We start from the raw sequence: 18,945 nt of genomic DNA, 5'->3' as shown, positions 1-18,945 counted from the left end.
GCTTACAGCACCTCCGGAGCCAGCGAGATGATCTTCATGAACTTCTTCTCGCGCAGCTCGCGCCCGACCGGGCCGAAGATGCGGGTGCCGCGAGGGTCACCGTCGTTCTTCAGAATGACGGCGGCGTTCTCGTCGAAGCGGATGTACGAGCCGTCCGGACGGCGGCGCTCCTTGACGGTGCGAACGATGACCGCCTTGATGACGTCACCCTTCTTCACGTTGCCGCCGGGGATCGCGTCCTTGACGGTGGCGACGATGACGTCACCGATGCCCGCGTAGCGGCGACCGGAGCCACCGAGTACACGGATGCAAAGGATTTCCTTCGCACCAGTGTTGTCGGCGACGCGCAGTCGCGACTCCTGCTGGATCACGTCTATCTCCTGTGTGTCTGCCGGTTCCCGGGGCGGGGTCTCCTGCGTGCGGCGACCCCGCCCCGAGCCTGGCGGAACTGACCTGCGGGATTACCCCCGCAGGAAATTAATTACTTGGCCTTCTCGAGGATCTCGACGATGCGCCAGCGCTTCGTCGCGGACAGCGGCCGGGTCTCCGCGAGGAGGACACGGTCGCCGACGCCTGCGGCGTTCTGCTCGTCGTGGGCCTTGAGCTTGTTCGTACGGCGGATGACCTTGCCGTACAGGGCGTGCTTGACGCGGTCCTCGACGGCGACGACGACGGTCTTGTCCATCTTGTCGCTGACGACGAGACCCTCACGGGTCTTGCGGAAGCCGCGGGCCTCTGCAGTCTGCTCAGTCACGTTGTTCTCACTCATCAGGCGCTCTCCACCGTCTCGATGCCCAGCTCGCGCTCACGCATCAGGGTGTAGATCCGCGCGATGTCCTTGCGGACGGCCTTCAGCCGACCGTGGTTCTCGAGCTGACCCGTCGCCGCCTGGAAGCGGAGGTTGAACAGCTCTTCCTTGGCTTCGCGGAGCTTGTTGAGAAGCTCCTCGTCACCCAGTTCGCGCAGCTCGGACGCCTTGGTACCGGCCGACATCACGCTTCACCTGCCTCGCGCTTGACGATCCGGCACTTCATCGGCAGCTTGTGGGCTGCGCGAGTGAGGGCCTCACGGGCGATCTTCTCGTTGGGGTAGGACAGCTCGAACATGACCCGTCCCGGGTGCACGTTCGCGATCCACCACTCGGGAGAACCCTTACCGGAACCCATGCGGGTCTCGGCAGGCTTCTTCGTGAGCGGGCGGTCCGGGTAGATGTTGATCCAGACCTTGCCGCCACGCTTGATGTGGCGGGTCATCGCGATACGGGCGGCCTCGATCTGGCGGTTGGTGACGTACGCCGGCGTGAGGGCCTGAATGCCGTACTCGCCGAACGAAACCGTCGTACCGCCCTTGGCCTGACCGCGGCGCTTCGGGTGGTGCTGCTTGCGGTGCTTGACCCTACGGGGGATCAGCATGTCGGTCAGGCCTCCGTTCCGGTGCTCTCAGCCGGAGCGGCAGCCGCCGGAGCCTCGGCCTTGGGGGCCTCGGCAGCGGGAGCCTGCTGCGGCTTGCGACCGCGACCGCCGCGCTCGCCACCACGGCCACCACGGGCCGGGCGGTCGGCGCCGGCGCCGCCGCCACGGGCCGGGCGGTTGCCGGCGCGGGCTGCGGCGTTCTCGGCGCGGACCTCGGCGATGTTCTTGACGTCGCCCTTGTAGATCCAGACCTTCACGCCGATGCGGCCGAAGGTCGTCTTGGCCTCGAAGAAGCCGTAGTCCACGTTCGCGCGGAGCGTGTGCAGGGGCACACGGCCCTCGCGGTAGAACTCCGAGCGGGACATCTCGGCGCCGCCGAGGCGACCGCCGCACTGGATCTTGATGCCCTTGGCGCCGGCCTTCATGGCGGACTGCATGCTCTTACGCATGGCCCGACGGAAGGAGACGCGGGAGGAGAGCTGCTCGGCGACGGCCTGGGCCACCAACTGAGCGTCCACCTCGGGGTTCTTGACCTCGAGGATGTTGAGCTGGACCTGCTTCTTGGTCAGCTTCTCCAGGTCGCCGCGGATACGGTCGGCCTCGGCGCCGCGGCGGCCGATGACGATGCCCGGACGCGCGGTGTGGATGTCGACGCGGACGCGGTCACGGGTGCGCTCGATCTCCACCTTCGAGATGCCGGCGCGCTCCATGCCGGACGTCATCATCCGACGGATGGCGACGTCTTCTCCGACGTATTCCTTGTACGACTTGTCGGCGTACCAACGGGACTTGAAGTCCGTGGTGATGCCGAGCCGGAACCCATGCGGGTTAACCTTCTGGCCCATTACCGGGTTCCTTCCTTGCTGCTGACGACCACGGTGATGTGGCTGGTCCGCTTGCGGATCCGGTAGGCACGGCCCTGGGCGCGCGGCCGGAACCGCTTCAGGGTCGGACCCTCGTCGACGTACGCCTCGGTGATGACGAGGCTGTCGGCGTCAGTGTGGTCGTAGTTGTGCGCAGCGTTGGCGATGGCGCTGTCCAGCACCTTGCCAACGGGCACGCTCGCGGCCTGCGGGGCGAAACGCAGGACCGCCTGAGCCTCCGTGGCGTCCATGCCACGGATAAGGTCCACCACCCGGCGGGCCTTCATGGGCGTGACGCGGATGTACCGCGCCTGGGCCCTGGCTTCCATGGTTGTCCTTCCAGTGTCTGTCATGGTCATTCCACCCCGCTATTAGCGGCGCTTCGACTTCCGGTCGTCCTTGACGTGACCCCGGAAGGTGCGCGTCGGCGAGAACTCGCCGAGCTTGTGGCCGACCATCGACTCGGTGACAAACACCGGAATGTGGGTCTTGCCGTTGTGCACCGCGATCGTGTGGCCCAGCATGCTGGGGATGATCATCGAGCGACGGGACCAGGTCTTGATGACGTTCTTGGAACCGGCTTCGTTCTGGGCGTCCACCTTCTTTACGAGGTGTCCGTCGACGAAGGGCCCCTTCTTGAGACTGCGCGGCATCTAAACCCGCTCCTAGCGCTTCTTGTTCGTCTTGCGGCGGCGGACGATGTACTTGCTCGAAGCCTTCTTCGGCGAGCGAGTACGACCCTCCTTCTGACCCCAGGGGCTGACCGGGTGGCGACCACCGGAGGTCTTGCCCTCACCACCACCGTGGGGGTGGTCAACCGGGTTCATCGCCACACCGCGAACGGTCGGGCGGACGCCCAGCCAGCGCTTGCGGCCGGCCTTGCCCCAGTTGATGTTGCTCTGCTCGGCGTTGCCGACCTCGCCGACCGTGGCGCGGCAGCGCTGGTCGACCAGGCGGATTTCACCGGACGGCATGCGGAGGTGGGCCATCGAGCCCTCCTTCGCAAGGAGCTGCACGGAGGCACCGGCGGAGCGGGCGAACTTGGCGCCGCCACCGGGACGGAGCTCGATCGCGTGGATCGTGGTACCGACCGGGATGTTGCGGAGCGCCAGGTTGTTGCCCGGCTTGATGTCGGCCCCGGGACCGTTCTCGACGCGGTCGCCCTGCTGCAGGTTGCGCGGGGCGAGGATGTAGCGCTTCTCGCCGTCCGCGTAGTGCAGCAGCGCGATGCGCGCGGTGCGGTTGGGGTCGTACTCGATGTGCGCGACCTTCGCCGGCACGCCGTCCTTGTCGTGACGACGGAAGTCGATCACGCGGTAGGCGCGCTTGTGTCCGCCACCCTGGTGGCGAACGGTCACACGACCGGAATTGTTACGGCCGCCCTTGCTGTGCAGGGGGCGAACCAGCGACTTCTCCGGCGTGGACCGCGTGACCTCGACGAAGTCGGCGACGCTGGAGCCACGGCGGCCCGGCGTAGTCGGCTTGTACTTGCGGATTCCCATTTCTCAGTCCTCGTCCGATATCGGACGATCCGGACCGCCCTTAGGCGGTCGGACCGCCGAAGATGTCGATACGGTCGCCCTCAGCGAGGGTCACGATCGCGCGCTTGGTGCCGGCACGCTGACCGAAACCGGTCTTCGTGCGCTTGCGCTTGCCGATGCGGTTGATCGTGTTGACCCCGGTGACCTTGACCGAGAAGACCGCCTGGACGGCCTGCTTGATCTGGGTCTTGTTGGCGCCGGGCGCCACGATGAAGGTGTACTTGCCCTCGTCGAGGAGCGCGTAGCTCTTCTCCGACACGACCGGCTTCAGCAGCACGTCACGGTGGTCCGTGAACGCCTTGCTGGGCGCGGTGACGACGGTGTTCTTGCCCTCGGTGGCGTGGCGCTTCGCCTTGGCGACGCGCGCAGCCTTGGCGACCTTGGCCGCCTTGGAGGCGATGCTCGGGTGACGCGTAGCCATCAGGCGTCACTCCCTTCGGTGTCGTTGGCCTTCGGGCCGGCGACGAAGGACTCGAGAGCGGCCTGGGTGAAGACCACGTCGTCCGAGACGATCACGTCGTACGTGTTCAGCTGGCCCGGCTCCAGGATGTGCACCTGGGGCAGGTTGCGGGCGGACAGCCACGCGGCCTCGTCGGCGCGGTCGACGACCAGGAGCAGGTTCTTGCGCTCCGAGATCTTGCCGAACAGCGTGCGAGCGGCCTTCGTGGAGGGAGCCTCGCCCTCGATCACGCCGGTGACGACGTGGATGCGGTTGTGGCGGGCCCGGTCGGTGAGGGCGTGCCGCAGGGCGGCGGCCTTCATCTTCTTCGGGGTCCGCTGCGAGTAGTCACGCGGCTGCGGGCCGTGGACGACGCCACCGCCGGCGAACTGCGGCGCGCGGGTCGAGCCCTGGCGCGCACGGCCGGTGCCCTTCTGACGGTAAGGCTTCTTACCGCCACCGCGAACCTCGCCGCGGGTCTTCGTCTTGTGCGTGCCCTGGCGGGCAGCGGCGTTCTGCGCGACGACGACCTGGTGGATCAGCGGGATGCTGATCTTCTCCACGCCGAAGATCTCCGCGGGGAGCTCGACGCTTCCGGTCTTCTCGCCGGCAGGCGAAAGGATGTCAACAGTGCTCATCGGTACCTCAGGCCCCCTTGGCCGCGGTGCGGACCAGGACGAGGCCGCCGTTCGGACCGGGGACGGCGCCCTTGATGAGCAGCAGACCCTTCTCCGCGTCAACGGCGTGGACGGTCAGGTTCTGGGTGGTGACACGCTCGTTGCCCATGCGACCCGCCATGCGGAGGCCCTTGAACACGCGGCCCGGGGTGGCGCAGCCACCGATGGAACCGGGCGAGCGGTGCTTGCGCTGGGTGCCGTGTCCGGCGCCGAGGCCCTTGAAGTTGTGACGCTTCATGACACCGGCGAAGCCCTTGCCCTTGCTCTTGCCGGTCACGTCGACCTTCACGCCGGCCTCGAACACCTCAGCGGTGATCTCCTGGCCCAGCGTGTACTCGGAGGCGTCCGCGGTGCGGATCTCGACGAGGTGGCGACGGGGGGTGACGTCGGCCTTGGCGAAGTGACCCTTGAGGGGCTTGTTCACCTTGCGCGGGTCGATCTCGCCGAAGGCGATCTGGACCGACTCGTAGCCGTCACTGTCGTTCGTACGGACCTGGGTCACGACGTTGGGGCTGGCCTTGACGACGGTGACCGGAACAACGCGGTTGTTCTCGTCCCACACCTGCGTCATGCCGAGCTTCTCGCCCAGGATGCCCTTGATCTGCTTAGCCATTCTCAGATCACCGGCCCCTAGAGCTTGATCTCGATGTCGACACCGGCCGGGAGGTCGAGTCGCATCAGAGAGTCAACGGTCTTGGGCGTCGGGTCGAGAATGTCGATCAGGCGCTTGTGCGTGCGCATCTCGAAGTGCTCGCGCGAGTCCTTGTACTTGTGCGGCGACTTGATGACGCAGTACACGTTCTTCTCAGTGGGCAGCGGCACCGGGCCCGCGACCGACGCACCAGTACGCGTCACCGTCTCGACGATCTTCTTCGCCGAGCTGTCGATGACCTCGTGGTCGTAGGCCTTGAGCCGGATGCGGATCTTCTGTCCCGCCATGGCTACTCAGTAGTCCTGTCTCTTCTAACGCTCTGGAACCGGGTGTTCCCGTTCACTCGCCTCCGACCCACGCGGTCGGGTGTGTCGCGCTGTCACCGACACGGATGTCCCTTGTTCGAACATCCCTTACCGGGTAGCACGGCCCTTCCGGAACCGCAAGCCGAGGGCGAAAGGCCCACCGGGTGCCTGGTCGGCGCTGCACTGACACTTCCCGAAAGATTCCCGTACGTCCGTCCCAGCGCTGCCCGTGGGCAGTTAGGACGACGAGTACTGTGGGACTCGCTTCCGGTCCTCCCGGCGGGAGGCGCGCAGCATCAACACTCGACCGAGCAACCCCGCTAGTCTGCCATATGGGCCACCCCCTCCGCCAATCGAGCCGGAGACAATACCCCGAGAGTGACGCAGCTCAAACGCGGCGCTCACTTGACGGAAGCCGCGGGGCCGGTCCAGCTCTCCGCGAACGCCCGCTCCAGCCCCCGCTTGACCGCGCCCGCCACCGGCCGCTCCACGAACCGGTGCACCGCCCAGCTCAGCACCAGGAACCCGGCCGGCACCACCGCCACCAGCACCCGTGCGTCCAGCTCCGCGCGCAGGCGGCTGATGACCGTCGTACCCGCCGCGTAGTGCGTCAGGTAGAGGGGGTACGTCATGCCGCCCGCCGTCACCAGCCACCGCCCGCGGGGAGCGGTCCGTGTGTCCGAGGGCCACCGCGACCATCACCAGCAGGAACACGGTGAAGATCAGCACCGCGCCCCGCCAGCCCGACACGTGCTCGACCTCGTCGATGCGGTCGCCCAGTTCCTTCTGGGCCATCAGCCAGGCCATGCCGAGGATGCCCCACAGCAGCAGGTCCTGGCCGAAGCGGTGCATCAGGTAGAGGGCGAGGCCCGCGATGAAGTACCAGGCGCTCTCCGGGGCCGCGAGCAGCTCCAGCAGCGGGAAGCCGGCCACCGGCGCCGGCATCGCCGCCGCGCCCCACACGCAGCAGAACACCACCACCCTGCGGTACGTCAGGCCCATCCGGACCACCACCAGGAACAGCAGGTAGAAGCGCAGCTCCGACCAGAGCGTCCAGTACACGCCGTCGACGTTGCGGACCCCCGAACCCGACTGCAGCATCGTCAGGTTGACGAACACGTCCCGCAGCCGCAGCCGCTCCCACACGCCCGGCAGCGCCGCCAGCACCCCCGTCGTGAACAGGACCGCGAACCAGTACGCGGGGTAGAGGCGGATCACCCGCGACACGAAGAACTGCCTCGGCGTCCGGCCCCAGCACGACATGCAGATCACGAAGCCGCTGATGACGAAGAAGATCTCGACGCCGATCCAGCCGTAGGCCGCCACATGGAACACCGTCGGCATGACGTCCGACACCGGGCGGCCCCAGACCGGGTTGCCCGGCCGGTCGACGCGGCGGGTGCCGGCGTAGTGGTGGAGGGCGACCATCAGCGCCGCCAGCAGACGGATGCCGTCGACGGCGTAGAGGCGGCCGGGGCGACGGCCGGAGCGCTCCGGGCGGTGGCCGCGCACGACGGGTTTGGGCTGCGCAGCACGGGTGAGAGCCAAGCCAGTCATCCTCGTCGCTGTGGGTCCGGGGCTGCCCGACGGGCACCGGCCGATCAGATTACGACCGCCCCAACCACCACACAGGGAGCAGAAAGCCGCATTCCACTCCCCCGCCTCGCAAGCTTGACCGACCCCTCGCCGACCCGCCGCCCAGGCTTCGCCGACACTTCACCTGCCGAACCCGCCGAACCCGCCGGCAGCAGCACAGCAGAAGGGGCCCGTACGACCGAAGTCGTACGGGCCCCTCCAGGTGCTCAGCTCAAGCTGGAGCTACCAGGTCGATCGGCCAAGAACTACTTGGTGATCTTGGTGACCTGGCCGGCGCCCACCGTGCGACCACCCTCGCGGATGGCGAACTTCAGGCCCTCTTCCATGGCGATGGGCTGGATGAGCTCCACCTTCATCTCGGTGTTGTCACCCGGCATCACCATCTCGGTGCCCTCGGGGAGGGTCACAACGCCCGTCACGTCCGTCGTACGGAAGTAGAACTGCGGACGGTAGTTGTTGAAGAACGGCGTGTGGCGGCCACCCTCGTCCTTGGACAGGATGTAGGCCTGGGCCTCGAAGTCGGTGTGCGGCGTGACCGAACCCGGCTTGATGATGACCTGGCCGCGCTCGACGTCCTCGCGCTTGATGCCACGGAGGAGCAGACCGACGTTCTCGCCCGCCTGACCCTCGTCGAGCAGCTTGCGGAACATCTCGATGCCGGTGACCGTGGTGGTGGTCTTCTCCTGCTTGATGCCGATGATGTCAACGGTCTCGTTGACCTTCAGGACACCACGCTCGATACGGCCGGTGACGACCGTACCGCGACCGGTGATCGTGAAGACGTCCTCGACGGGCATGAGGAACGGCTTGTCGACGTCACGCTCGGGGGTCGGGATCGCCTCGTCGACGGCGGCCATGAGGTCGAGAACCGACTGACCCCACGTGGCGTCGCCCTCGAGCGCCTTGAGCGCCGAGACCTTGACGACCGGCAGGTCGTCGCCCGGGAACTCGTACTCGGAGAGGAGCTCACGGACCTCGAGCTCGACGAGCTCCAGGATCTCCTCGTCGTCCACCATGTCGGCCTTGTTCAGCGCGACGACGATGTAGGGAACGCCGACCTGGCGGGCCAGGAGCACGTGCTCCTTGGTCTGCGGCATCGGGCCGTCGGTGGCGGCCACGACCAGGATCGCGCCGTCCATCTGGGCGGCACCGGTGATCATGTTCTTGATGTAGTCAGCGTGACCCGGGCAGTCGACGTGCGCGTAGTGACGCGTCTCCGTCTGGTACTCGACGTGCGCGATGGAGATCGTGATACCGCGCTGACGCTCCTCGGGAGCCTTGTCGATCTGATCGAAGGCCGAAGCCTGGTTCAGGTCGGGGTACGCGTCGTGCAGCACCTTGGTAATGGCGGCCGTGAGGGTCGTCTTACCGTGGTCGATGTGACCGATGGTGCCGATGTTGACGTGCGGCTTAGTCCGCTCGAACTTCGCCTTCGCCACTGGGGTCCTCCTACGGAGTGGTTCTGTACGCCTTACTCATCGGCGCCAGGTGATCTTTGCTGGAAAGCCCGGGCCCAGGAGCAAACATCCCGTAATGCGGGTGTTTGCCCCCTGAGGCTCCGGAGTCAAGCCTACGGCGTGCAAACGGACTGCGTTACTCGCCCTTGGCCTTCGCGATGATCTCCTCGGCGACGTTCCTCGGAACCTCGGCGTAGGAGTCGAACTGCATCGAGTAGCTTGCGCGACCCGAGGTCTTGCTGCGGAGGTCGCCGACGTAGCCGAACATCTCCGAGAGGGGCACGAGGCCCTTCACGATCCGGGCACCCATCCGCTCCTCCATGGCCTGGATCTGGCCACGACGGGAGTTGATGTCGCCGATGACCTCGCCCATGTAGTCCTCGGGCGTGGTGACCTCGACGGCCATCATCGGCTCGAGCAGCACGGGGCTGGCCTTGCGCGCGGCCTCCTTGAACGCCTGCGAACCGGCGATCTTGAAGGCGAGCTCGGAGGAGTCCACCTCGTGGTAGCCACCGTCGAGCAGGATCACGCGCACACCGGTCATCTCGTAACCGGCGAGGATGCCGAACTGCATGGCCTCCTGCGCACCGGCGTCGACCGAAGGGATGTACTCCTTCGGGATACGACCACCGGTCACCTTGTTCACGAACTCGTACGAGGCGTCGCCGCCCTCGATGGGCTCGATCGCGATCTGCACCTTGGCGAACTGACCGGTACCACCGGTCTGCTTCTTGTGGGTGTAGTCCACGCGCTCGACGGCCTTGCGGATCGTCTCGCGGTAGGCGACCTGCGGCTTGCCGACGTTGGCCTCGACCTTGAACTCACGGCGCATCCGGTCGACCAGCACCTCGAGGTGCAGCTCGCCCATGCCACCGATGATGGTCTGGCCGGTCTCCTCGTCCGAGTGGACCTGGAACGACGGGTCCTCTTCGGCCAGGCGCTGGATCGCGATGCCCAGCTTCTCCTGGTCGCCCTTCGACTTGGGCTCGATGGCGACCTGGATGACCGGCGCCGGGAAGTCCATGGACTCCAGGATCACCGGCTGCTTGTCGTCGCACAGCGTCTCGCCGGTCGTGGTCTGCTTGAGACCCATGACGGCGACGATGTCGCCGGCGCCGACCGCCGCGATCTCCTCACGCTTGTTCGCGTGCATGCGGTAGATCTTGCCGATGCGCTCCTTCTTGCCCTTGACGGAGTTCAGCACGGCGGTGCCGGACTCCAGGCGGCCCGAGTAAACCCGGACGAAGGTGAGCTTGCCGAGGTGCGGGTCGCTCATGATCTTGAACGCCAGCGCGGACAGCGGCTCGTCGTCGGACGGCCTGCGCTTGACGATCTCCTCCGCGTCGTTGACGGCGTGGCCCTCGATGGCCTCGACGTCGAGCGGCGAGGGGAGGTAGCGCACGACCGCGTCGAGCAGGGGCTGGACGCCCTTGTTCTTGAACGCGGTCCCGCAGAACACCGGGGTGACGGTGGTGTCCTCGGACTTGCCGGACGCGATGGTGATACGGCGGATCGCCGCGTAGAGCTGCTCCACCGAGGGCTCCTGGCCCTCCAGGTACAGCTCCATGATCTCGTCGTCGTTCTCGGCGACGGTCTCGACGAGCTTGCCGCGGTACTCCTCGGCAGCCTCGGTGTGGGTGGCCGGGATGTCGACTACGTCGTACATCTCGCCCTTCTCCGCCTCGGCGGACCACACGAAGGCCTTCATCGTGACCAGGTCGACGACGCCCTTGAAGTCGGCCTCGGCACCGATCGGGAGCTGCATGACGATCGGCTGCGCGCCAAGGCGGTTGCTGATCATGTCGACGCAGCGGTGGAACTCGGCACCGGTCCGGTCGAGCTTGTTGACGAAGCAGATGCGCGGGACGCCGTAGCGGTCCGCCTGTCGCCACACGGTCTCGGACTGGGGCTCCACACCGGCGACACCGTCGAACACCGTCACGGCGCCGTCGAGCACGCGCAGCGAACGCTCCACCTCGACGGTGAAGTCGACGTGGCCCGGGGTGTCGATGATGTTGATGGTGTGGTCGACGTCTTCGAGCGGCCAGTGACAGGTGGTGGCAGCAGAGGTGATCGTGATGCCACGCTCCTGCTCCTGCTCCATCCAGTCCATCGTGGCGGCGCCGTCGTGGACCTCACCGATCTTGTACGAAACGCCGGTGTAGAACAGGATCCGCTCGGTGGTGGTCGTCTTGCCCGCGTCGATGTGAGCCATGATCCCGATGTTGCGGACCTTGGCCAGGTCAAGTGAAGTGGTAGCCATAAGGCTTCGGTCTTCTCTCGGTCTCGTCGTGGGTAGCGACTACCAGCGGTAGTGCGCGAAGGCCTTGTTGGACTCGGCCATCTTGTGGGTGTCCTCGCGCTTCTTCACAGCGGCGCCGAGGCCGTTGGACGCGTCGAGAAGCTCGTTGAGCAGGCGCTCGGTCATGGTCTTCTCGCGACGGGCGCGGGAGTAGCCGACGAGCCAGCGCAGAGCGAGGGTGCTCGCGCGGCCGGGCTTGACCTCGATCGGGACCTGGTAGGTCGCGCCACCGACACGGCGGGACTTGACCTCGATGGTCGGCTTGATGTTCTCGAGAGCGCGCTTCAGCGTGATGACCGGGTCGTTGCCGGTCTTCTCGCGCAGGCCCTCCATGGCGCCGTAGACGATGCGCTCGGCGGTGGAGCGCTTGCCGTTCAGCAGCACCTTGTTGATGAGCGACGTGACAAGAGGAGAACCGTAGACCGGGTCGATGATGACCGGGCGCTTCGGGGCAGGGCCCTTACGAGGCATTGTTTACTTCTCCTTCTTGGCGCCGTAGCGGCTGCGGGCCTGCTTGCGGTTCTTGACACCCTGGGTGTCGAGGGAACCGCGGATGATCTTGTAGCGAACACCGGGCAGGTCCTTCACACGGCCACCACGCACGAGCACGATGGAGTGCTCCTGCAGGTTGTGTCCCTCACCCGGAATGTAAGCAGTGACCTCGATCCCGCTGGTCAGACGCACACGCGCGACCTTACGCAGGGCCGAGTTCGGCTTCTTCGGGGTGGTCGTGAACACACGCGTGCAGACGCCGCGACGCTGGGGCGAACCCTCGAGTGCGGGCGTCTTGTTCTTCTCGACCTTGTCCTGCCGGCCCTTCCGGACCAGCTGCTGGATCGTAGGCACTACTTCTCCGGTTTCTGTGTGCCGAATGGTGAAGCTAACCTGGAACATCGCCGACCCACGCGGTCGGGTGTGTCGAATCCCGCGCACTTCCGCCGCGAGGCGGGAAGAGACGCGAATTGCGGTGGCCACTGCTCAGGCCCGTATGCGGTTGCAGACACGCACAAGGGCCAGGGCACACCCCAGGCACAAGGTCTGAGCGTACCTAGCGCAATCTCTCCGGTCAAAACAAGGACGGCGGGGCCGACACGAGAGGGGTTACGTGCGCCGCCCGAGCTGCTGTGGTAGAGGGCTGTCGTCGGCCGACCCGTCGGAGGCGTCCGTCGCCGTGTCATGGCCGACGAAGTACGTCGGACGGTTCTGTACGGCCGTGTAGATGCGGCCCACGTACTCGCCGAGCAGCCCGACGCAGATCAACTGCACCGCGCCGATGAACAGCACCCCGATGAACAGCGACGTCCAGCCGGGGACGGTGTGCTCCAGGGCGTACGCGATCAGGGTGTAGCCCATCAACGCCAGGCAGACCAGGAAGGCGAGGCCGCCCAGCCAGGTGGCGATCCGCAGCGGCGCCGCCGAGAAACCGGTGACGCTGTCGACGGCCAGCCGGATCATCCGGCCCAGCGGGTACTTGCTCTGGCCGGCCGGCCGCGGCGCGCGCTCGTAGGTGACCTCGCCGCTGGGGAAGCCCAGCCAGGGCACCAGCAGCCGGTAGACGCGCTGCTGGTCGGGCAGCGCCTTCAGGGCGTCGACGGCGGCCCGGCTCAGCAGCCGGAAGTCACCGGCCTGGGCGGGCACGGACTCCCCCGCGAGCCGGCGCACCAGCGTGTAGTACAGCCCCGCCGTCCACCGTTTGAAGCCGGTGTCGCTGGCCCGGTCGGCCCGGATGCCGTAGACGATGTCGAGCTGCTCGGCGCGGGCCAGCGCGAGCATGTCGGCGATCTTCTCGGGCGGGTCCTGGAGGTCGGCGTCGATGCTGACGACGTAACGGCCGAGCGCCCGGTCGAGGCCCGCGGTGAGGGCGGCCTGATGGCCGGAGTTGCGGCGCAGGCCGATGACGCGGAGCTGCGGCCAGCCGAGCCGGAAGGCCGCGAGCAGCTCGGCGGTGCGGTCGGTGCTGCCGTCGTCCACCGCGACCACCTCGTAGTCGACGGCCCCGCCGTCGGCGCCGAGGCCGTCGAGGACCGGGCGCAGACGGCTGACCAGCACGGGAAGGACCTCTTCCTCGTTGTACATGGGTATAACGACCGACAAGACGGTCCCCGTCGCCGTGGTGTTCGGCACGTCGGTCACCCGTCCTTCCCCAAGGTGTGGCGCACATGTGCGACGCTGTTGCGATCTTATGACCGCACTCCGACGACCAGGGGACCCCAGCCATGAGCACGGCTTCCAAGGACACGGCGACTGACCCCGCCGTGCCCGACGGGCGAGAGGAACAGCTCCCGAGGCTCCAGGGGCTCCGCCGCCTCACCCTGCCGGACGGTGTACGACCGTACCTTGCCCCGCTGCTCCTCTACGGCACGCTGAAGCTCGTCGGGCTGACGGTGTTCGCCTGGCTGCTGGAGTGGGCCGACGAGTACCAGAAGAAGAACCCGCGGTTCGGCGGCGGCGCCCACTGGTGGGACGTGCTCGCCACCTGGGACGGCTGGTGGTACCTCCAGATCGCCGAGAAGGGCTACGACCCCAAGCCGCTGCAACGGCTCGACCCCGGCGGCCTGTTCACCGTCAAGCAGGACTCGGTCGCCTTCTTCCCGCTCTACCCGGGCCTGATCCGGGGCGTCTCCGAGATCACGGGCCTGGGGCTGTACGGCTCCGGGATCCTGGTGTCGGTGCTGGCCTCCTTCGTGGCCGCCGCCGGCATCTACGCCGTGATCTCGACGCTGGCCGGGGTGCGGGCGGGCACGATCGCGGCCGGGCTGTGGGCGCTGGTGCCCGGCGCGGGCGTGGAGTGGGCGGTGTACTCGGAGTCGGTCTTCGTGGCCATCGCCGCCTGGTGCTGCTACTGCGTGATGAAGGGCCGCTGGGTGGCCGCCGGGCTGCTCGCCTTCCTCGCCGGGCTCAACAGGCCGACGTCCGCCGCGCTCATCGGCGCGGTCGGGCTCGCCGCGATCGTGACGCTCGCCCGGCGCGACAGCAGGCGCGAGCACGGGATCGCCGGGCCGGTGTACGCGATGATCGCCGCGCCGCTCGGCCTGCTGACCTACATCACCTGGGTCGGCCTCAGCATGGGCGACCTCACCGCGTACTTCACGCTCCAGCGCGACGGGTGGGCGCACTCCTTCGACTTCGGCGCGTACACGCTCGACGTGCTGGGCAATACGGCCGTCGGGCGGCACGACTACCTGTTCGCGTTCACGGTCCCCGACCTGCTGGCCGTACAGCTCGTGCTGGCGCTGCCGTTCCTGATCGCGCTGCTGCTGCGCAAGAAGCCGCCGCTGGTGCTGGTCGCGTACACGCTGGCGAGCGTGCTCACCGTGCTGGGCACCCAGCAGATGTTCGGCAACACGGGCCGCTACCTGCTCCCCGCCTTCCCTCTGCTGCTGGCCCCGGCGGCGGCGCTGAGCCGCCTGAAGTGGCCGAGCCTGGCGGTGTTCTTCGTGACGGCGTCCGTCGCCTCGGGGTGGTACGCGCACTATGTGATCTTCGAGCTGGGAATCCCGTAGACCGGCAGGCCGGCCAGACCGGGGAGGGCCGGGCCGGACAGGTGCCTGGACAGGTGCCTGTACGGCGCTGAAGGGCCCCTCCAGCGCCCGCGCGCCCTGCTGTGAGGTCTGGGAACGCTGGCAACGCCGAAGGGCGGTCACCCCGTATGAAACGGGGTGACCGCCCTTCAAGCGTTCAAGCGATCAACCGACCGCTCGCCGCCTACTGGTTGTACGGACCGTAGTCGTAGTCCTCCAGCGGGACGGCCTGGCCGGAGCCGGTGCCGAACGGCGAGTAGTCGATGTCGTCGTAGCCGACGGCCGAGTACATCGCGGCCTTGGCCTCTTCGGTGGGCTCGACCCGGATGTTGCGGTAGCGGGACAGGCCCGTACCGGCCGGGATGAGCTTACCGATGATGACGTTCTCCTTGAGGCCGATCAGGGAGTCGGACTTGGCGTTGATCGCCGCGTCCGTCAGCACCCTGGTCGTCTCCTGGAAGGACGCCGCCGACAGCCAGGACTCCGTGGCCAGCGAGGCCTTGGTGATACCCATGAGCTGCGGACGACCGGAGGCCGGGTGACCGCCCTCCTGCACCACACGACGGTTCTCGACCTCGAACTTCGAGCGCTCGACGAGCTCGCCGGGCAGCAGCTCGGCATCGCCGGACTCGATGATCGTCACGCGGCGCAGCATCTGCCGGATGATGATCTCGATGTGCTTGTCGTGGATCGACACACCCTGCGAGTTGTAGACCTTCTGGACCTCGCCGACCAGGTGGACCTGGACGGCACGCTGACCCAGGATGCGCAGCACGTCGTGCGGGTTGGTGGCACCCACGGTGAGCTTCTGGCCCACCTCGACGTGCTCGCCCTCGCTGACCAGGAGCCGGGCGCGCTTCGAGATCGGGAACGCCGTCTCGTCGCTGCCGTCGTCCGGGGTGATGACGATCTTCTTGGTCTTCTCGGTCTCCTCGATCCGCACGCGGCCGGAGGCCTCGGAGATCGGGGCGACACCCTTCGGGGTACGGGCCTCGAAGAGCTCGACGACACGCGGCAGACCCTGCGTGATGTCGTCACCGGCCACACCACCGGTGTGGAAGGTACGCATCGTGAGCTGGGTGCCGGGCTCACCGATGGACTGGGCGGCGATGATGCCGACCGCCTCACCGATGTCGACCAGCTTGCCGGTGGCCAGCGAGCGGCCGTAGCACATGGCGCAGGTGCCGACCTGGGACTCGCAGGTCAGGATCGAGCGGGTCTTGACCTCCTCGACGCCGTGGCGCACGAGCTGGTCGATGAGCACGTCGCCCAGGTCCACGTTGGCCGGCGCGATCACCTTGCCGTCGATGACGACGTCCTCGGCGAGCATGCGGGCGTAGACGCTGGTCTCGACGTCCCCGGCCTTGCGCAGAACGCCGGTCTCGTCCTTCGAGGCGATCCGCAGCTTCAGACCGCGCTCGGTGCCGCAGTCCTCCTCGCGGATGATGACGTCCTGCGAGACGTCCACCAGACGACGGGTCAGGTAACCCGAGTCGGCGGTACGCAGGGCGGTGTCCGCCAGACCCTTACGGGCACCGTGGGTGGAGATGAAGTACTCCAGCACGGACAGGCCCTCACGGAACGAGGCCTTGATGGGACGCGGGATGGTCTCGTTCTTCGCGTTCGACACCAGACCACGCATACCGGCGATCTGCCGCATCTGCATCATGTTTCCTCGGGCACCCGAGTCAACCATCATGAAGATGGGGTTCGTCTTGGGGAAGTTCGCGTTCATCGCCTCGGCGACCTCGTTGGTCGCCTTGGTCCAGATCGCGATGAGCTCCTGCGTGCGCTCTTCCTTGGTGATCAGACCGCGCTCGTACTGCTTCTGGACCTTCTCGTCCTGCGCCTCGTAACCCGCGACGATGGCCTTCTTGGCCTCGGGGACGACGACGTCGGAGATGGCCACGGTGACACCGGAGCGGGTGCCCCAGTAGAAGCCGGCCGCCTTCAGGTTGTCGAGCGTCGCCGCCACGATGACCTTGGGGTAGCGCTCCGCCAGGTCGTTGACGATCTCGCCGAGCTGCTTCTTGCCCACCGAGTAGTCGACGAACGGGTAGTCCTCGGGCAGCAGCTCGTTGAAGAGCGCGCGGCCCAGGGTGGTGCGCAGGCGGAAGGTGTCCCCCTGCTGCCACTCGGGCTCGCCCTCTTCGCGGGCCGGCGGGGTCCAGCCGCGCGGCGGGATGGTGCCCACCGGGAAGCGGATGTCGATCGCCGACTGCAGCGCGAGCTCGCCGGCGTCGAACGCCATGATCGCCTCGGCCGTGGAGCCGAACGCGCGGCCCTCGCCCTTGGTGTCACGCAGTTCGCCGTCGGTGGTGAGGAAGAACAGACCGAGGACCATGTCCTGGGTCGGCATCGTCACCGGACGGCCGTCGGCGGGCTTGAGGATGTTGTTCGAGGACAGCATCAGGATGCGGGCCTCGGCCTGCGCCTCCGCGGAGAGCGGCAGGTGGACGGCCATCTGGTCACCGTCGAAGTCCGCGTTGAACGCGGTGCAGACGAGCGGGTGGATCTGGATGGCCTTGCCCTCGACGAGCTGCGGCTCGAAGGCCTGGATGCCGAGGCGGTGCAGGGTGGGCGCACGGTTCAGCAGCACCGGGTGCTCGGCGATGACCTCTTCGAGGACGTCGTACACGACGGTGCGGCCGCGCTCGACCATGCGCTTGGCGCTCTTGATGTTCTGCGCGTGGTTCAGGTCGACCAGGCGCTTCATCACGAACGGCTTGAAGAGCTCCAGCGCCATCGCCTTCGGCAGACCGCACTGGTGCAGCTTGAGCTGCGGACCGACGACGATCACGGAACGCGCGGAGTAGTCCACACGCTTGCCGAGCAGGTTCTGACGGAATCGACCCTGCTTGCCCTTGAGCATGTCGCTCAGGGACTTCAGCGGGCGGTTACCGGGACCGGTGACCGGACGGCCACGACGGCCGTTGTCGAACAGCGCGTCCACGGCCTCCTGGAGCATGCGCTTCTCGTTGTTCACGATGATCTCGGGCGCGCCGAGGTCGAGAAGCCGCTTCAGGCGGTTGTTGCGGTTGATGACACGGCGGTACAGGTCGTTCAGGTCGGAGGTCGCGAAGCGGCCACCGTCGAGCTGCACCATCGGCCGGAGGTCCGGCGGGATGACCGGCACGCAGTCCAGCACCATGCCCTTGGGGCTGTTGCTGGTCTGCAGGAACGCGGAGACGACCTTGAGGCGCTTGAGCGCGCGGGTCTTCTTCTGGCCCTTGCCGGTGCGGATGATCTCGCGGAGGCGCTCGGCCTCCTCGTCCAGGTCGAAGGACTCGAGCCGCTTCTGCAGGGCGGCGGCGCCCATCGAACCGTCGAAGTACGTGCCGAAGCGGTCACGCAGCTCGCGGTAGAGGAGCTCGTCGCCCTCCAGGTCCTGGACCTTGAGGTTCTTGAACCGGGTCCACACCTCGTCGAGGCGGTCGATCTCGCGCTGCGCACGGTCGCGCAGTTGCTTCATCTCCCGCTCGGCGCCTTCGCGCACCTTGCGGCGCACGTCGGCCTTGGCGCCCTCGGCCTCGAGCTCGGCCAGGTCGGTCTCGAGCTTCTTGGCGCGGGCCTCGAGGTCGGCGTCACGCCGGTTCTCGACCTGCTGACGCTCGACGGAGACGTGCGCCTCCAGCGAGGGCAGGTCGCGGGTGCGGCGCTCGTCGTCGACGAACGTGATCATGTACGCCGCGAAGTAGATGACCTTCTCGAGGTCCTTCGGGGCGAGGTCGAGCAGGTATCCGAGGCGCGACGGAACGCCCTTGAAGTACCAGATGTGCGTGACGGGCGCGGCCAGTTCGATGTGGCCCATCCGCTCACGCCGCACCTTGGCGCGAGTGACCTCGACGCCGCAGCGCTCACAGATGATGCCCTTGAAGCGGACACGCTTGTACTTGCCGCAGTAGCACTCCCAGTCCCGGGTCGGACCGAAGATCTTCTCGCAGAAGAGTCCGTCCTTTTCGGGCTTGAGCGTGCGGTAGTTGATCGTCTCGGGCTTCTTGACCTCGCCGTGGCTCCACTGACGGATGTCGTCCGCCGTGGCCAGGCCGATCCGGAGCTCGTCGAAGAAGTTGACGTCGAGCACTATGCGTCAATCCCTCTCAGGGTTGTAAGTCTTGGGGTCTGATACGGGGGTCCCGGGGCCGGCCGGAGGATCAGGGATCTTCATCGCTGTACCTCC

19 protein-coding genes and 1 pseudogene are annotated in these 18,945 nt (G+C 67.2%); 1 reads left to right on the top strand and 19 read right to left on the bottom strand.

The features are described from left to right. Window positions 1–2 precede the first annotated feature (2 nt). The 18 genes and pseudogenes from rplN to BMZ82_RS19330 form a co-directional block, all read right to left on the bottom strand. Window positions 3–371 (bottom strand): 50S ribosomal protein L14, encoded by a 369-nt coding sequence (rplN, locus tag BMZ82_RS19415; RefSeq protein ID WP_003992364.1) that lies wholly within the window; start codon window positions 369–371, stop codon window positions 3–5. A 110-nt stretch (window positions 372–481) separates the two neighbouring features. Beyond that, window positions 482–769 (bottom strand): 30S ribosomal protein S17, encoded by a 288-nt coding sequence (rpsQ, locus tag BMZ82_RS19410; protein WP_079660412.1) that lies wholly within the window; start codon window positions 767–769, stop codon window positions 482–484. Continuing rightward, entirely contained in the window at window positions 769–993 is a 225-nt protein-coding gene (gene rpmC, locus BMZ82_RS19405; RefSeq protein WP_005481220.1) for a 50S ribosomal protein L29, read from the bottom strand. The genes rpsQ and rpmC overlap by 1 nt, the downstream gene beginning before the upstream one ends. Further along, window positions 993–1,412 carry a 50S ribosomal protein L16 gene (gene rplP, locus BMZ82_RS19400; protein WP_006140905.1) on the bottom strand — a complete coding sequence of 140 codons (420 nt, stop codon included), beginning with the start codon at window positions 1,410–1,412 and terminating at the stop codon, window positions 993–995. The genes rpmC and rplP overlap by 1 nt, the downstream gene beginning before the upstream one ends. A 5-nt stretch (window positions 1,413–1,417) precedes the next feature. Further along, entirely contained in the window at window positions 1,418–2,257 is an 840-nt protein-coding gene (rpsC, locus tag BMZ82_RS19395) for a 30S ribosomal protein S3 (protein WP_093777433.1), read from the bottom strand. Further along, on the bottom strand, window positions 2,257–2,604 hold the full coding sequence (gene rplV / locus BMZ82_RS19390) for a 50S ribosomal protein L22 (RefSeq protein ID WP_093777432.1): 348 nt from the start codon (window positions 2,602–2,604) through the stop codon (window positions 2,257–2,259). The genes rpsC and rplV overlap by 1 nt, the downstream gene beginning before the upstream one ends. 42 nt (window positions 2,605–2,646) lie before the next feature. Beyond that, the gene (gene rpsS, locus BMZ82_RS19385) at window positions 2,647–2,928 is read right to left on the bottom strand and encodes a 30S ribosomal protein S19 (RefSeq protein WP_018528354.1); all 282 of its coding nucleotides are present in this window, start codon (window positions 2,926–2,928) and stop codon (window positions 2,647–2,649) included. Window positions 2,929–2,940: 12 nt separating this feature from the next. Next, window positions 2,941–3,777 (bottom strand): 50S ribosomal protein L2, encoded by an 837-nt coding sequence (gene rplB, locus BMZ82_RS19380; RefSeq protein ID WP_093777430.1) that lies wholly within the window; start codon window positions 3,775–3,777, stop codon window positions 2,941–2,943. Between the two features lie 40 nt (window positions 3,778–3,817). Then, window positions 3,818–4,237 (bottom strand): 50S ribosomal protein L23, encoded by a 420-nt coding sequence (gene rplW, locus BMZ82_RS19375; protein WP_093777428.1) that lies wholly within the window; start codon window positions 4,235–4,237, stop codon window positions 3,818–3,820. Next, window positions 4,237–4,893 carry a 50S ribosomal protein L4 gene (rplD, locus tag BMZ82_RS19370; protein WP_093777426.1) on the bottom strand — a complete coding sequence of 219 codons (657 nt, stop codon included), beginning with the start codon at window positions 4,891–4,893 and terminating at the stop codon, window positions 4,237–4,239. The genes rplW and rplD overlap by 1 nt, the downstream gene beginning before the upstream one ends. 7 nt (window positions 4,894–4,900) lie before the next feature. After that, the gene (gene rplC, locus BMZ82_RS19365) at window positions 4,901–5,545 is read right to left on the bottom strand and encodes a 50S ribosomal protein L3 (protein WP_020132636.1); all 645 of its coding nucleotides are present in this window, start codon (window positions 5,543–5,545) and stop codon (window positions 4,901–4,903) included. A gap of 17 nt (window positions 5,546–5,562) precedes the next feature. Continuing rightward, on the bottom strand, window positions 5,563–5,871 hold the full coding sequence (gene rpsJ, locus BMZ82_RS19360) for a 30S ribosomal protein S10 (protein WP_003948644.1): 309 nt from the start codon (window positions 5,869–5,871) through the stop codon (window positions 5,563–5,565). A 419-nt stretch (window positions 5,872–6,290) separates the two neighbouring features. After that, window positions 6,291–7,446, bottom strand: a pseudogene (locus BMZ82_RS19355) (acyltransferase family protein). A gap of 284 nt (window positions 7,447–7,730) precedes the next feature. Then, the gene (tuf, locus tag BMZ82_RS19350) at window positions 7,731–8,924 is read right to left on the bottom strand and encodes an elongation factor Tu (protein ID WP_093777424.1); all 1,194 of its coding nucleotides are present in this window, start codon (window positions 8,922–8,924) and stop codon (window positions 7,731–7,733) included. A gap of 154 nt (window positions 8,925–9,078) precedes the next feature. After that, entirely contained in the window at window positions 9,079–11,205 is a 2,127-nt protein-coding gene (fusA, locus tag BMZ82_RS19345) for an elongation factor G (RefSeq protein WP_093777422.1), read from the bottom strand. 39 nt (window positions 11,206–11,244) lie between these two features. Beyond that, complete coding sequence (gene rpsG / locus BMZ82_RS19340; RefSeq protein WP_020132641.1) at window positions 11,245–11,715, bottom strand: 30S ribosomal protein S7; 471 nt, start codon at window positions 11,713–11,715, stop codon at window positions 11,245–11,247. Between the two features lie 3 nt (window positions 11,716–11,718). After that, complete coding sequence (rpsL, locus tag BMZ82_RS19335; RefSeq protein ID WP_003948652.1) at window positions 11,719–12,090, bottom strand: 30S ribosomal protein S12; 372 nt, start codon at window positions 12,088–12,090, stop codon at window positions 11,719–11,721. Window positions 12,091–12,345: 255 nt separating this feature from the next. Further along, window positions 12,346–13,377, bottom strand: coding sequence for a glycosyltransferase family 2 protein (locus BMZ82_RS19330; RefSeq protein ID WP_093777420.1), 1,032 nt, complete (start codon window positions 13,375–13,377; stop codon window positions 12,346–12,348). Window positions 13,378–13,460: 83 nt separating this feature from the next. On the opposite strand from BMZ82_RS19330, the gene BMZ82_RS19325 reads away from it, so the two are divergent. Next, window positions 13,461–14,747: a glycosyltransferase family protein gene (locus BMZ82_RS19325; protein ID WP_093777419.1), complete on the top strand. Its 1,287-nt coding sequence runs from the start codon at window positions 13,461–13,463 to the stop codon at window positions 14,745–14,747. Between the two features lie 202 nt (window positions 14,748–14,949). Here the strand turns inward: BMZ82_RS19325 and BMZ82_RS19320 are convergent, their stop codons facing one another. Further along, on the bottom strand, window positions 14,950–18,849 hold the full coding sequence (locus BMZ82_RS19320) for a DNA-directed RNA polymerase subunit beta' (RefSeq protein ID WP_093777417.1): 3,900 nt from the start codon (window positions 18,847–18,849) through the stop codon (window positions 14,950–14,952). Window positions 18,850–18,945 lie beyond the last annotated feature (96 nt).

It is taken from the genome of Streptomyces sp. yr375 (assembly GCF_900110755.1).
GTDB lineage: Bacteria > Actinomycetota > Actinomycetes > Streptomycetales > Streptomycetaceae > Streptomyces.
Note: the sequence above shows the minus strand (reverse complement) of the source record. Positions and strands in the feature narration are given on the sequence as shown.

Excerpts from the sequence above, each read along its gene's own strand:
- rpmC (WP_005481220.1), bottom strand. The coding sequence starts at position 993 with ATGTCGGCCGGTACCAAGGCGTCCGAGCTGCGCGAACTGGGTGACGAG.
- rplV (WP_093777432.1), bottom strand. The coding sequence starts at position 2,604 with ATGGAAGCCAGGGCCCAGGCGCGGTACATCCGCGTCACGCCCATGAAG.
- rplD (WP_093777426.1), bottom strand. The coding sequence starts at position 4,893 with ATGAGCACTGTTGACATCCTTTCGCCTGCCGGCGAGAAGACCGGAAGC.
- rplB (WP_093777430.1), bottom strand. The coding sequence starts at position 3,777 with ATGGGAATCCGCAAGTACAAGCCGACTACGCCGGGCCGCCGTGGCTCC.
- fusA (WP_093777422.1), bottom strand. The coding sequence starts at position 11,205 with ATGGCTACCACTTCACTTGACCTGGCCAAGGTCCGCAACATCGGGATC.
- rpsG (WP_020132641.1), bottom strand. The coding sequence starts at position 11,715 with ATGCCTCGTAAGGGCCCTGCCCCGAAGCGCCCGGTCATCATCGACCCG.
- rpsQ (WP_079660412.1), bottom strand. The coding sequence starts at position 769 with ATGAGTGAGAACAACGTGACTGAGCAGACTGCAGAGGCCCGCGGCTTC.
- rplW (WP_093777428.1), bottom strand. The coding sequence starts at position 4,237 with ATGGCTACGCGTCACCCGAGCATCGCCTCCAAGGCGGCCAAGGTCGCC.
- rplC (WP_020132636.1), bottom strand. The coding sequence starts at position 5,545 with ATGGCTAAGCAGATCAAGGGCATCCTGGGCGAGAAGCTCGGCATGACG.
- rpsS (WP_018528354.1), bottom strand. The coding sequence starts at position 2,928 with ATGCCGCGCAGTCTCAAGAAGGGGCCCTTCGTCGACGGACACCTCGTA.
- rplP (WP_006140905.1), bottom strand. The coding sequence starts at position 1,412 with ATGCTGATCCCCCGTAGGGTCAAGCACCGCAAGCAGCACCACCCGAAG.
- BMZ82_RS19325 (WP_093777419.1), top strand. The coding sequence starts at position 13,461 with ATGAGCACGGCTTCCAAGGACACGGCGACTGACCCCGCCGTGCCCGAC.
- rpsJ (WP_003948644.1), bottom strand. The coding sequence starts at position 5,871 with ATGGCGGGACAGAAGATCCGCATCCGGCTCAAGGCCTACGACCACGAG.
- rpsC (WP_093777433.1), bottom strand. The coding sequence starts at position 2,257 with ATGGGCCAGAAGGTTAACCCGCATGGGTTCCGGCTCGGCATCACCACG.